The 12,953-nt window shown below is 60.6% G+C and carries 12 protein-coding genes; 9 read left to right on the top strand and 3 right to left on the bottom strand.

The features are described 5' to 3' along the window. Positions 1-345: 345 nt before the first annotated feature. Both AO064_RS08435 and AO064_RS08430 read left to right on the top strand, forming a co-directional pair. Positions 346-888 (top strand): sigma-70 family RNA polymerase sigma factor, encoded by a 543-nt coding sequence (locus AO064_RS08435; protein WP_064052999.1) that lies wholly within the window; start codon positions 346-348, stop codon positions 886-888. After that, positions 885-1,817, top strand: coding sequence for a FecR family protein (locus tag AO064_RS08430; RefSeq protein WP_064052998.1), 933 nt, complete (start codon positions 885-887; stop codon positions 1,815-1,817). Before AO064_RS08435 ends, AO064_RS08430 begins: the two co-directional genes overlap by 4 nt. On the opposite strand, the gene AO064_RS08425 is transcribed toward AO064_RS08430, so the two are convergent. Next, complete coding sequence (locus tag AO064_RS08425) at positions 1,814-3,625, bottom strand: sigma-54-dependent Fis family transcriptional regulator (RefSeq protein ID WP_064052997.1); 1,812 nt, start codon at positions 3,623-3,625, stop codon at positions 1,814-1,816. The two genes, AO064_RS08430 and AO064_RS08425, sit on opposite strands and share 4 nt — an antisense overlap. A 291-nt stretch (positions 3,626-3,916) precedes the next feature. Here AO064_RS08425 and AO064_RS08420 point away from each other — a divergent pair, with 291 nt between their 5' ends. The 6 genes from AO064_RS08420 to AO064_RS08395 are packed head-to-tail and all read left to right on the top strand — an operon-like array spanning position 3,917 to position 9,840. After that, a complete protein-coding gene (locus AO064_RS08420) occupies positions 3,917-5,011 on the top strand; it encodes an ABC transporter ATP-binding protein (RefSeq protein ID WP_012724886.1) in 1,095 nt (364 codons plus the stop codon). After that, positions 5,011-6,108, top strand: coding sequence for an ABC transporter ATP-binding protein (locus AO064_RS08415; protein WP_012724885.1), 1,098 nt, complete (start codon positions 5,011-5,013; stop codon positions 6,106-6,108). Before AO064_RS08420 ends, AO064_RS08415 begins: the two co-directional genes overlap by 1 nt. After that, a complete protein-coding gene (locus AO064_RS08410) occupies positions 6,105-6,971 on the top strand; it encodes a carbohydrate ABC transporter permease (protein ID WP_025858174.1) in 867 nt (288 codons plus the stop codon). Before AO064_RS08415 ends, AO064_RS08410 begins: the two co-directional genes overlap by 4 nt. A 10-nt stretch (positions 6,972-6,981) precedes the next feature. Beyond that, positions 6,982-7,782 (top strand): carbohydrate ABC transporter permease, encoded by an 801-nt coding sequence (locus AO064_RS08405; protein ID WP_003232361.1) that lies wholly within the window; start codon positions 6,982-6,984, stop codon positions 7,780-7,782. 10 nt (positions 7,783-7,792) lie between these two features. After that, complete coding sequence (locus AO064_RS08400; RefSeq protein WP_014718862.1) at positions 7,793-8,065, top strand: DUF2160 domain-containing protein; 273 nt, start codon at positions 7,793-7,795, stop codon at positions 8,063-8,065. Positions 8,066-8,097: 32 nt separating this feature from the next. Next, positions 8,098-9,840: an ABC transporter substrate-binding protein gene (locus AO064_RS08395; RefSeq protein ID WP_012724882.1), complete on the top strand. Its 1,743-nt coding sequence runs from the start codon at positions 8,098-8,100 to the stop codon at positions 9,838-9,840. 216 nt (positions 9,841-10,056) lie between these two features. Here AO064_RS08395 and AO064_RS08390 read toward each other — a convergent pair whose 3' ends face one another. Further along, the gene (locus tag AO064_RS08390; protein ID WP_012724881.1) at positions 10,057-10,485 is read right to left on the bottom strand and encodes a hypothetical protein; all 429 of its coding nucleotides are present in this window, start codon (positions 10,483-10,485) and stop codon (positions 10,057-10,059) included. A 162-nt stretch (positions 10,486-10,647) separates the two neighbouring features. Here AO064_RS08390 and AO064_RS08385 point away from each other — a divergent pair, with 162 nt between their 5' ends. Continuing rightward, a complete protein-coding gene (locus AO064_RS08385) occupies positions 10,648-11,649 on the top strand; it encodes an ABC transporter substrate-binding protein (RefSeq protein ID WP_064052996.1) in 1,002 nt (333 codons plus the stop codon). A gap of 23 nt (positions 11,650-11,672) precedes the next feature. Here AO064_RS08385 and AO064_RS08380 read toward each other — a convergent pair whose 3' ends face one another. Continuing rightward, on the bottom strand, positions 11,673-12,923 hold the full coding sequence (locus tag AO064_RS08380) for an MFS transporter (RefSeq protein ID WP_064052995.1): 1,251 nt from the start codon (positions 12,921-12,923) through the stop codon (positions 11,673-11,675). Positions 12,924-12,953: the final 30 nt, after the last annotated feature.

The following is a 12,953-nucleotide window of genomic DNA, read 5'->3' as shown; positions in this document are numbered from 1 at the left end:
TACCAAACACCCCCATTCCCTGGGGAAGATGTCGAGCTTCAGCGAGTCTTCGAAAGCGGCNCACTGCTGGCAGATGGGCTGGCAGACCCACCGCCATCGGGAGCAAGCCCCCTCCCACAGTAGATCTGAGTCAGCAGGCAGAAAATGTTCGGCTACAGCTCTACCAAACACCCCCATCCCCCTGTGGGAGATGTCGAGCTTCAGCGAGGCTTCGAAAGCGGCGGCACTGCTGGCAGATATACCGACTGACCCACCTCCATCAGCGGTAAGCCCCTTGCCCCCTCTCTGTTTTACTGGCATTGTTCGCGCAATTGGTAACACTTCCCATTTGAGAAATTTTTGCGCATGCATGACATTCCGGCCGCGCTGGGCGACTCCGTCCGGCAGCAGACCCTTACGGCGATGTACAGCGAGCACCACGGCTGGTTGCACGGCTGGCTGCGCAAGAAACTGGGGTGCTCCCAGCATGCCGCCGACCTGGCCCACGACGCGTTCATCCGCGTACTGATGCTGGCCGAACCGCAACACATCAAGGAACCTCGCGCCTTTCTGGCCACTACGGCAGGGCGGTTGTTGATCGACGGCGCCCGTCGCCGCCGCATCGAAAAAGCCTACATGGAAGCCCTGGTGATCCAGTGCGAAGACGCCGGCATGCCCGACCCGGCCGCGATTCATGTGGCGTTGCAAGCCCTGGAACGCATCGCCGAGATGCTCGCCGGCCTGCCTGCCAAGGCCCGCGAAGCGTTCCTGCTGAGTCGCCTCGATGGCCTGACCTACAGCGAAATCGCCACGCGCTTGGACGTGTCCTCCAGCACCGTCAAAAACTACATCTCCAGCGCCCTGGTGCATTGCTACCACAGCCTGCACCCGGCGGACCCGCTGGTATGAGCACCGAACAGATCATCCAGCAAGCGGCGCAGTGGCTCACCCGCTTGCACGACGAAGACGTCACCGACGCTGACCGCCAGGCGTTCAACGCCTGGTGCCAGGCCGACCCACGTCACACCGTGGCCATCGAACGTATGAGTGCGTTGTGGGGCAGCTTAGATACATTGCCGGTCAAACCCGCGCGCATTGCCTTGAGCCGTGCATTCACCCCGCATCGCCCGCGTGGCGCACGGGCGGTGGGCTTGCTCGGCGTCGTGCTATGCGGCTGGTTGGGCCTGCAACACCTGCCTATCTGGATGGCCGACCAGCGCACCGGTGTCGGCGAGCGCCGACAGATCGCCCTTGAGGACGGCAGCCAGTTGCAGCTCAACAGCAATTCGGCGGTGGACGTGAAATTCGATGGCCATCAACGCGTGATCGAACTGCTGCAAGGCGAGCTCTGGGTAGACGTGGCGAAGGATGCGCAACGGCCCTTTGTGGTCCGCACCGACCAAGGCACGGCCACTGCGCTGGGCACGCGTTATCTGGTCAAACGTGCGGCAGATGGCACCACGGTGGTCACGGTGATCGAGTCCACGGTAGCGGTCAAAGGCGACGCCACCGATGGGGTCAAGGTCATGGCTGGCCAGCGCTCGGTCCTCGACCACGGCCGCGCCCAGCCACCGCAAGCCCTCAACGATGCCGATCCCGACGCCTGGACCCGTGGCCTGCTCAAGGTCAACGACCAACCCCTGAGCGACGTGCTGCAAACCCTCGCCAGTTACCGTCACGGCATGCTGCGCTTTGACCCCCAGGCCCTGCAAAACCTGCGGGTTTCCGGCGTGTTCAAGCTCGACGACACAGCAGCCGCGCTGTCGTCCCTGGCGGATAACCTGCCGATCCAGGTGGAGTACTTCACCGACCTGCTGGTGGTGGTCAAGCCGCGTTAGTGCTGGCGCAGGCGCTTGTACAGGGTATTGCGGCTTACCCCCAGCTCCCGCGCCAGATGGGAAATATTCCCGCCGACGGCCTTCAAACGCTGGTTCAGGTCGATGCTGTCATCCAGGTATTCACTGGCAGGCAGCGGCGATTCCACGTTCAAATCCACAAAAAAATCATCCGGCAGATGCTCCGGGCGGATCGGCTGTTCTTCAGCCATCGCCAGCGCGACCTGCAACACGCTGCTCACTTGGCGTAAATTCCCCGGCCACGGATGCTGCTCGAACAGCGCCAGTACCTCGGCGCTCAGGCCCGCCCACTGGGTCGGCTCACGGTGTTGCTGCCACAGTTGCTGGAACAGCGCCCGTTTGTCGGTGCGCTCGCGCAACGGCGGCAGCTCCAGGGTCAGGCCGCCGATGCGGTAGTACAAATCCTCACGAAAACGCCCGGCCTGCACCAGCTCGCGCAGCGCGCGGTTGGTGGCCGAGATGATGCGCAAGTCCACCGGGAACAACTCGCTGCTGCCCACCGGCTGCACGCAACGTTCCTGCAATACCCGCAGCAAGCGGGCCTGGGTAGGCAGCGGCATATCGCCGATCTCGTCGAGAAACAGCGTGCCTTTATCGGCCTTGCGGATCAGGCCGATGCTGCCTTTTTGATTGGCGCCGGTGAACGCGCCTTTTTCGTAGCCGAACAGTTCCGACTCCACCAGCTCGGCCGGAATCGCCGCACAGTTCACCGCGATAAACGCTTTCTGGCTGCGCGAGCTGGCCTGGTGCAGGGCCTTGACGAACACTTCCTTGCCGACGCCGGTTTCACCGTGGATCAGCAGCGGGATGTCCTTCTCCAGCAGGCGTTCAGCTTGGCGCACGGCTTTCTCCACGCGCACATCGCCGAAGTGCAAGGTCTTCAGGCCAATGGAAGCGGGCTTAGGCGGTGTCGGCTCCGTGAACACGCGCGCCTGCACCGGCACCTGCTTGGGCCGCCGCAACAGGCACTGGAACCGATTGCGTCCCGCCGCTTGCAGGGAAAAGGGCAGCCCTTCCGGCTGGTTCAACAACTCCAGCAGCGACACCTTGAACAAACTGTCGATCATCACCCGCGACAGGCTGATGCCCAGCAGGTTGTCGGCACGCCGGTTGGCCGACAGCACTTGGCCGCTCTCATCAAAGATCAGCAGGCCGGCCCACTGGCTGTCGAGGTTGCTCAGGCCGGTGTTGAAGGTCAGTTGGAAGTGTTCGCCGCGAAACAGGTTGAGGATCAGCCGGTTCTCCACGGTCTGGCTCATCATCTTGACCATGCCCAGGGTGTGGGAGGGCGGCAGGTAGCTGTCGCTGGACACGTCCAGCACCGCGATGATCTCGCGCTGGGCGTCAAAGATCGGCGCCGCCGAGCCGGTCATGAAGCGGTTGGCCTTCAGAAAGTGTTCATCGTGTTCGATATGCACCGCCTGGGCACATGCCAGTGCGGTGCCGATGGCATTGGTGCCGCTGGAGCGTTCCCTCCAGCTGGCGCCGGGGTTGAAGCCACGCGCCAGCTTGGGTTCGATAAACCGCTGGGTGCCCCAACTGGTCAGTACCTGGCCCTGATTGTCGGCCAGCATGATCAGGCAGTTGGAATTGCTGAGGATATTTTCGTAGTAGGGCAGCACTTCCTGGTGCGTGGTCTGCACCAGTGAGTGCTGGCTTTCCAGCAATTGGCTGATGCCCTCGGCGGGGAGCTGGTCGAAGCTGGGCGTGCTCTGGTGGTCCAGGCCAAAGGCGCGACAACGGCGCCAGGATTCCTGAATAAGAGTGTCGTGAGCCAGTGGTTCGGCCATGGGGTGACCTTCGTTTTTATTGTTATGGGGGCTTGCGCAATTGACTGCTGGAAATCATTCCAATGTGGGAGGGGCGGTGCGACGATTCCACATTTGTCTTGTATTGGTCGTCAGAGTGTTGTTCAGAACTGTTCATTGTCAAGGCCCTGACTGTTCAGTTGTTCAGTCAGATTGTTCACTCTCGAACATCACTTTTAGCCCATTTCCTTGCGCATCAAGCACTTGCCGTTTTGGCACGAAACTCGCTCTGACACCTGGCCAGATTCATTCCAATAATAAAAAGGTCGTGTCATGTCATTGACCCTGGAACATGTCTCCCGCGTTGTCGAAGGCCAGACCTGGATCGACGACGCCAACCTGCGTTTCGAAGCCGGTTCCTTCAACGTCTTGCTCGGCCGCACGCTGTCCGGCAAGACCAGCCTGATGCGTCTGATGGCCGGGCTGGACAAGCCCGACAGCGGCCGCATCCTGATGAACGGCGTGGATGTCACGCAAAAGCCGGTGCGCCTGCGCAACGTGTCGATGGTCTATCAGCAGTTCATCAACTACCCGACCATGACCGTGTTCGAGAACATCGCCTCGCCGTTGCGCCAGGCCGGGGTGTCCAACGAGCTGATCCAGAGCAAGGTGCTGGAAACCGCGAAGATGCTGCGCATCGAGAAATTCCTCCAGCGCCACCCGTTGGAACTCTCCGGCGGCCAGCAGCAACGCACGGCCATGGCGCGTGCGCTGGTCAAGGACGCCGAACTGATCCTGTTCGACGAGCCGCTGGTGAACCTGGACTACAAACTGCGCGAAGAGCTGCGTCAGGAAATGCGCGAGCTGTTCGCCGCGCGCCACACCATCGCCATCTACGCCACCACCGAACCCAACGAAGCCCTGGCCCTCGGTGGCACCACCACCATCCTGCACGAAGGCCGGGTGATTCAGAGCGGCAAGGCGGCCGAGGTCTATCACCAGCCGCAGACGGTGCTGGCCGCCGAGCTGTTTTCCGAGCCGCCGATCAACCTGATGCCGGGGCGCATCAGCGGTAACGAAGTGAGCTTCGCCAATTTCGTGCATTTCCCGCTGAATGTCGACCTGCGCCCCATCGGCGAAGGCGAATTCCGTTTCGGCGTACGCCCCAGCCACATCAGCCTGGTGCCCAGCAACGACGACGACCTGGAGCTGGCGGTGACGGTGGAAGTCGCCGAGATCAGCGGTTCGGAAACCTTCCTGCATGTGCGCAGCGAACACTTCCTGCTGGTGCTGCACCTGCCGGGCGTGCACGAGTATGACGTCGACGCGCCGATCCGCGTGTATATCCCCACCCATAAACTGTTTGTGTTCGATGGCCAGGGCCGTTTGGTCCAGGCCCCCGGGCGCCGTGTCGCGAGGGTTGCCTGATGGCCGAGATCCATTTGCAGAACCTGGCGCATAGCTACAGCCCTACGCCGAGCGGCCCCGAGGACTACGCCATTCGGGAAATGAACCACGTGTGGGAGCAGGGCGGAGCCTACGCCTTGCTCGGGCCGTCGGGCTGCGGCAAGTCGACGTTGCTCAACATCATCTCCGGCCTGCTCAGCCCGTCTGAAGGCCAGGTGTTGTTTGACAGCAAAGTGGTCAACGACCTGACCCCGGAAAAACGCAACATCGCCCAGGTGTTCCAGTTCCCGGTGGTGTACGACACCATGACGGTGTTCGACAACCTGGCGTTCCCGCTGCGTAACCAGGGCATGGCCGAGGCGAAAATTCACAGCAAGGTGCAGGAAATTGCCGAGGTCCTCGACCTGCAAAACCTGCTGAGCAAAAAAGCCCGCAACCTCACCGCCGACGAAAAGCAGAAAGTCTCCATGGGCCGCGGCCTGGTGCGTGACGACGTGTCGGCGATCCTGTTCGATGAACCGCTGACGGTGATCGACCCGCACCTCAAGTGGAAACTGCGGCGCAAACTCAAGCAGATCCACGAGCAGTTCAACATCACCATGGTCTACGTGACCCACGATCAGTTGGAAGCCTCGACCTTCGCCGACAAGATCGCGGTGATGTACGGCGGCCAGATCGTGCAGTTCGGCACCCCCCGTGACCTGTTCGAACGGCCAAGCCATACCTTTGTCGGGTATTTCATCGGCAGCCCTGGGATGAATCTGATCGACGTGCAGGCCGAGGCGGGTGGGGTGCGGTTTGCCGGCACCCACCTGCCAGTGTCCGAGGCCCTGCAGCAACGCCTGGCCAAAACCGATTACAAGAGATTGCAGGTCGGCATCCGCCCGGAATTCATCCATGTGTGGGACGAGTACAACCCTGACGCCCTGCAGGCGGATGTCTCTCACCTCGAAGACCTCGGCACCTACAAAATCATGACCCTCAACCTCGACGGCGCGCTGCTCAAGGTGCGCCTGGCCGAAGACAAACCCGTGCCTGAAGGCAAGGCCTCCATCAGCTTTCCCGCGCAGTGGCTGATGGTGTACGCCGACGACTACCTGCTGGAGGTGCTGCCATGAACAAGGTGCAGAACAACAAGGCCTGGTGGCTGGTATTGCCGGTATTCCTGCTGGTGGCGTTCAGTGCGGTGATCCCGATGATGACCGTGGTCAACTATTCGGTGCAGGACATCTTTGACCAGTCCAGCCGCTACTTCGTTGGCGCCGACTGGTACAAGCAGGTGCTGCTTGACCCACGTCTGCATGACTCACTGCTGCGCCAGTTCATCTACTCGGCCTGCGTGTTGCTGATCGAAATCCCGCTGGGTATCGCCATCGCCCTGACCATGCCGACCAAGGGTCGCTGGTCGTCGCTGGTGCTGATCATCCTCGCCATTCCGCTGCTGATTCCGTGGAACGTGGTGGGCACCATCTGGCAGATATTCGGCCGCGCCGATATCGGCTTGCTGGGTTACAGCCTCAATGCCCTGGGCATCAGCTACAACTACGCAGCCAACACCATGGATGCCTGGGTCACCGTGCTGGTGATGGATGTGTGGCACTGGACGTCCCTGGTGGCGCTGCTGTGCTACTCGGGCCTACGGGCGATTCCGGATGTGTACTACCAGGCTGCGCGGATTGATCGTGCCTCAGCGTGGGCGGTGTTCCGACATATCCAGTTGCCGAAGATGAAAAGCGTGCTGCTGATCGCGGTGATGCTGAGGTTCATGGACAGCTTCATGATCTACACCGAACCCTTCGTCCTCACGGGCGGCGGGCCGGGTAACGCCACTACGTTCTTGAGTCAGACCCTGACCCAGATGGCCGTAGGCCAATTCGACCTGGGTCCGGCCGCGGCGTTTTCCCTGGTGTACTTCCTGATCATCCTGTTGGTGTCCTGGCTGTTCTACACCGCCATGACCCACTCCGACGCCAACCGCTGAGGCCGCCAACATGAGCAAGCGCAAGCTAATTCCGTTGCTGATCTACATCCTGTTCCTGCTGGTGCCGATCTACTGGCTGCTGAACATGTCCTTCAAGAGCAACACCGAAATCCTCGGCGGGCTGACGTTGTTTCCGCAGGATTTCACCCTGGCCAACTACAAGGTGATCTTCACCGACCCGAGCTGGTACACCGGTTACCTCAACTCGCTGTACTACGTGAGCCTGAACACGGTGATCTCCCTGAGCGTGGCGCTGCCGGCGGCCTATGCGTTTTCACGCTACCGTTTCCTCGGCGACAAGCACCTGTTCTTCTGGCTGCTGACCAACCGCATGGCGCCACCGGCGGTGTTTCTGCTGCCGTTCTTCCAGCTGTATTCGTCCATCGGCCTGTTCGACACGCACATCGCCGTGGCCCTGGCGCACTGCCTGTTCAACGTGCCGTTGGCGGTGTGGATCCTGGAGGGGTTCATGTCCGGCGTGCCCAAGGAAATCGACGAAACCGCCTACATCGACGGCTACTCGTTTCCTAAGTTTTTCGTGAAGATTTTTATCCCGTTGATCGGCTCCGGCATCGGTGTGACTGCGTTTTTCTGCTTCATGTTCTCTTGGGTCGAACTGCTGCTGGCGCGCACCCTGACCTCGGTCAACGCCAAGCCCATCGCGGCGGTGATGACGCGCACGGTCTCGGCGTCGGGTATCGATTGGGGCGTGCTGGCGGCGGCGGGGGTGTTGACTATCCTTCCCGGCATGCTGGTGATCTGGTTTGTTCGCAACCACGTGGCCAAGGGCTTTGCCCTGGGCCGGGTCTGAGGAGTCGATGATGGAATGGATGGCCTGGACCACCCCCACCGCGCTGTTCTTTGGCGGCATAGCCCTGATTCTGGCGGGCATGACCACCTGGGAGCTGCGTTCGCCGAGCATCCCGCGGCGCGGTTTGTTACCGATCAGCACCACCCGTGGTGATCGTTTGTTTATCGGTCTTCTCGGCAGCGCCTACCTGCATTTGCTGGTCATCGGCGTTACCGACTGGAGCATCTGGGTGGCGTCCGCGCTCTCCCTGGTATGGCTGTTGAGTGTGATGCGTTGGGGCTAATGCCCTTATGAATAAACAACCAGGAGGTCTCTATGTTGAATAAAAACAATAAGCTGCGACATAGCATTTCATTGGCCGCCGTACTGGCCCTCAGCGGTTTGAGCGCTTCGGCGTGGGCCGATGCGTATGAAGATGCCGCAAAAAAATGGATCGGCAGCGAGTTCAAACCGTCCACCCTCACGGCTGACCAGCAGCTCGAGGAACTCAAGTGGTTTATCAAGGCCGCCGAACCGTTCCGTGGGATGAAGATCAACGTGGTGTCGGAAACCCTCACCACCCACGAGTACGAATCCAAGGTGCTGGCCAAGGCCTTCAGTGAAATCACCGGGATCAAGCTGACCCACGACCTGCTGCAGGAAGGTGACGTGGTGGAGAAGCTGCAAACCCAGATGCAGTCCGACAAAAATATCTATGACGGCTGGGTCAACGACTCGGACCTGATCGGTACACACTTTCGCTACGGCAAGACCGAATCCATCACCGACCTGATGGCCAATGAAGGCAAGGCCTTCACCTCACCGACCCTGGATATCAAGGACTTCATCGGCATCTCCTTCACCACCGCGCCGGACGGCAAGATCTACCAACTGCCCGACCAGCAGTTCGCCAACCTCTACTGGTTCCGCGCAGACTGGTTCGAGCGCCCGGAGCTGAAAGCCAAGTTCAAAGAAAAGTACGGCTATGACCTCGGCGTGCCGGTGAACTGGTCGGCCTATGAAGACATTGCCAAGTTCTTCAGCGAAGACGTCAAGGAGATCGACGGCAAGCGTATCTATGGGCACATGGACTACGGCAAGAAAGACCCGTCCCTGGGCTGGCGCTTCACCGATGCATGGTTCTCCATGGCCGGTGGCGGCGACAAGGGCCTGCCCAATGGTTTGCCGGTGGACGAGTGGGGCATTCGTGTGGAGGACTGTCACCCGGTGGGCTCCAGCGTGACCCGTGGCGGCGACACCAACGGCCCGGCCGCCGTGTTCGCCACCCAGAAATACGTGGATTGGATGAAAGCCTACGCGCCACCGGAAGCGGCAGGCATGACCTTCTCCGAATCCGGCCCGGTGCCGTCCCAAGGCAACATCGCCCAGCAGATCTTCTGGTACACCGCGTTTACCGCCGACATGACCAAGCCGGGCCTGCCGGTGGTAAACGCCGACGGCACGCCGAAATGGCGCATGGCCCCGTCGCCGGTCGGGCCTTACTGGGAAAAGGGCATGAAGAAGGGCTATCAGGACGTGGGTTCCTGGACCTTCCTAAAATCCACCCCAGAGAAACAGAAACTCGCGGCCTGGCTCTACGCGCAGTTCGTGACCTCGAAAACCGTCTCGTTGAAGAAAACCATCGTCGGCCTGACGCCGATTCGTGAGTCGGACATCAACTCCCAGGCCATGACCGACCTGGCGCCGAAACTCGGTGGTTTGGTGGAGTTCTATCGCAGCCCGGCCCGTGTGGAATGGACCCCGACCGGCACCAACGTGCCGGACTACCCACGCCTGGCGCAACTGTGGTGGAGCAACATCGCCGCTGCAGCGAGCGGCGAGAAAACCCCACAACAAGCGTTGGATAACCTGGCCAAGGAGCAGGACGCGATCATGACGCGCCTGGAACGCTCCAAGGTGCAACCGGTCTGCGGCCCGAAAATGAACCCCGAGCGTGATGCGCAATACTGGTTCGACCAACCGGGCGCACCGAAACCGAAACTGGCGAATGAAAAACCGAAAGGCGAAACCGTGAGCTACAACGACTTGCTTAAGCAGTGGGAGGCCGCACGCAAGTAAACCCAACAGGGTGCACGCTGTACCTGTGGCAGCTTGCTCCCGTTGGCCTGCGTAGCAGTCCCAGTCTTTTTAAACAAAGCGCTGGGGCCGCTTCGCGACCCAACAGGAGCAAGCGCCCTCGCCACGTTTTACGGTGTTTTCACTGCCAGAATCTGCGGCGCCGCCTTCCTCGCCATCTTCGCCATCCGCAACAGCGCGCCTAAGGGGTAGTCGGTATTACGCCGCCTGCGGCTGAATCTGCAACTCACCGTCCACGTCCTTGACCAACCCACTGGCCAAAAACAGCGGTGTCAGGCGTTTATGTAATTGCGGCTCGACAAATTCCTTCACCGTATCCAGCGCCAGCACACCGCTCAGCGGCAGCTCGGCCTTGGTGTACGACAACCAGGCTTTCTTCAACACCTGCAACACATCACTGCCCGCCGTGGTGGCGAAGCGGCGCTGGGTGGGCTTGCCGTCGAAGGTGAAGCTGTGTTGGAACGCATAGCCGCTTTCATCGCCGTTACCGGTGGTGCAGCGGATGCAGGTGCACGGGCCATCGCCGAATGCGCTGCGCAGGTAGGTGTTGAAGTCCACCACGGGCTTGAGTGACAGGCGTTTATCAACCTCGAACAGGTCCCCGGTCATTTTTTCGTCAGTGTTCAACGTCCATTTCCTCGCTGGTTCGGCAGTTTTTCAAAGCGCGGCACAATAGCAGCCGGGCGCTTGTTTGTGGGCCATTTGCATAACAATAGATCCCGATATTCTTTTCCAGTCTTAAAAAACGTCGCTAGGCTCCATCACCTTCTTAAAACGCGGCAGACTCCCATGACTTTCAAGCGTTCTTCCCTGACCCTGATGGCGGCTGCGACAGCCTTGATCAGTATCGGTGCACAGGCCGAAGGCAAGATCAGCATCGCCCAGCAATTCGGTATCGGCTACCTGATCCTCGATGTGGTGCGCGACCAGCACCTGATCGAAAAGCACGGCAAGGAGCAGGGCCTGGACATCCAGGTGGAGTGGAACAGCATTTCCGGCGCTACCGCAATGAACGAATCACTGCTGGCCGGCGCGCTCGACGTAGTCTCCGCCGGTGTGCCGCCGATGCTGACGCTGTGGGACCGCACCAAGGGCAAGCAGAACGTCAAGGCCATCGCCTCCCTGGGCTCGATGCCCAACTACCTGTTGACCAACAATCCCAACGTCAAGACCCTCAAGGACTTCAGCGAAAAAGACCGTATCGCCGTGCCCGCCGCCGGTGTGGGTTTCCAGTCGCGCACTTTGCAGATCGAGACCGCCAAGCAGTTCGGCGATGCCCATTACAAGAAGTTCGACGACATCTCCATCAGCCTGGCGCACCCCGACGCGACCGCCGCCTTGATTGCCGGTGGCTCGGAGATCAACGCGCACTTCTCCAGCCCGCCGTTCCAGTACCAGGAGTTGCTCAATCCGAATGTGCACAAGGTGTTGAGTTCCTACGACATCCTCGGTGGCCAGGCGACGTTCAACGTGCTGTACACCACGCAAAAATTCCACGACGAGAACCCCAAGACCTACAAAGCGTTCTATGACGCGCTGGCCGAAGCCGAGAAGATCATCAAGGCCGACAAGCCCGCCGCCGCCAGGGCGTATATCCGCGTAGAGCAGTCGAAGCTGCCATTGGACCTGGTGGAGAAGATCGTCCAGGACCCGGAGATTGACTTCACCATCGTGCCGCAGCGTACCTACATCTACGCCGAGAAATTGCAGGAACTGGGTGTGTTGAAAAACAAAGCCGCGAGTTGGAAGGATTACTTCTTCGAAGAGGCGCATGGCGGCAACGGCAGCTGAGGTTGCCTGGTTAAAGTGAGGGCTCAGTAAGCGGTCGTTCTGCTTGGACGCCTGGCCGCGCCGCGATAGAAGGTAAGAATCGCCAGCAGTTGAACGGTGACGGCCACCATCACCACGGCAACGATCGCCTCTTCCGGGTCGGCAAGGGCAGCGCGTACAAGGCCGAAGCAGGCAGGTGCGAAAGCGTAGATTGCCTGGCTGAGGGCAACCATCAGCGCAATGACCTTCGCGGTATTCTCGTGGCTGAACTCGGTCTGCGCGATTAGCGGTGGGAGCGATGTGGCATTGCCGATCCCGGAACCGATCAGTACGACGGCTATCCAGGCGGCCGCAGGGTGCAAATGCAGGCCAAGCAACATCAAGGTGCCCAGCACCTGAACCCCATAAGCCAGACAAGCCAAATGGCGACGATTGATGTCTTGGGTCATCCAGTGCGCGACGATGTATCGCCCGCCCATGGCGCTGGCGGTGGCCAAGCCCATGGCGAATGAGGCAGGGCGGGCGCCCAGGTATACGACCAGGATCGAATACAGATGGGCGATCAACCCAATCTGTGCAAACAGACCAAGGGACATGCCGGCGGCCAGCGTGCGGAATTGTGCCGATCGGAATGTCTGCGCGGTCGTCCAGGGGATGGCGGGGGCATGGAGCGGCGGTGCGGGCGGCGCGGCGAGATTGTCAGGTTGCTGTCCCATGCTCTGCGGCGTTTTGCCAAACACCCACAAAGCAAACCCGGCAGTCAGCGTAATGGTTGCCAGGGTGATTACCAGGGCCGCGATGGCAAAGCCGAACCGCTCGATCAACAGTACCCACAGCGGTGAGAAGATCACGCCACCCAGGCTGGCACCGTTGTAGGCCTTGCCCAGCGCCTTCGGCCTCCCTTTGATGTACCAGGGCGCGATCAGCGTGTTGACGGCCGCAGCGCCCAAGGTCACCCAGCCGATACCCGAGCACATGGCGCCGAAATACAACACCCACAGCGCGTCGGCTTGAGCCCAGATATTGACCCCGATGCCCAGGATCAGGCTCCCCAGCCAAGTAACCGCGGGCACACCCCAACGCCCGTACAGCCGCGGCAGATTGGCGATGACCAGGGTGCCGCTGAGAAAATGCAGTGTCACCGCCGCTGAAACCTGGGTAATCGGCCACCCGGTGCGATCCATGACGGCCTGCATATAAATCGGCGGGCCGTAGAACCCGACGCCCCAACCAATGATTGCCAGCACGAACGTACACCTGAGTACGGTCTGGCCAAAAAAACGTGTGTTATTCATCGGCATCTCTCCTGGGCTGGTGTGTAGAGT

This window comes from Pseudomonas marginalis (genome assembly GCF_001645105.1).
GTDB lineage: Bacteria > Pseudomonadota > Gammaproteobacteria > Pseudomonadales > Pseudomonadaceae > Aquipseudomonas > Aquipseudomonas petroselini.
The sequence above is the reverse complement of the archived record's forward strand: the minus strand, read 5'-3'. Positions and strand labels throughout refer to the sequence as shown.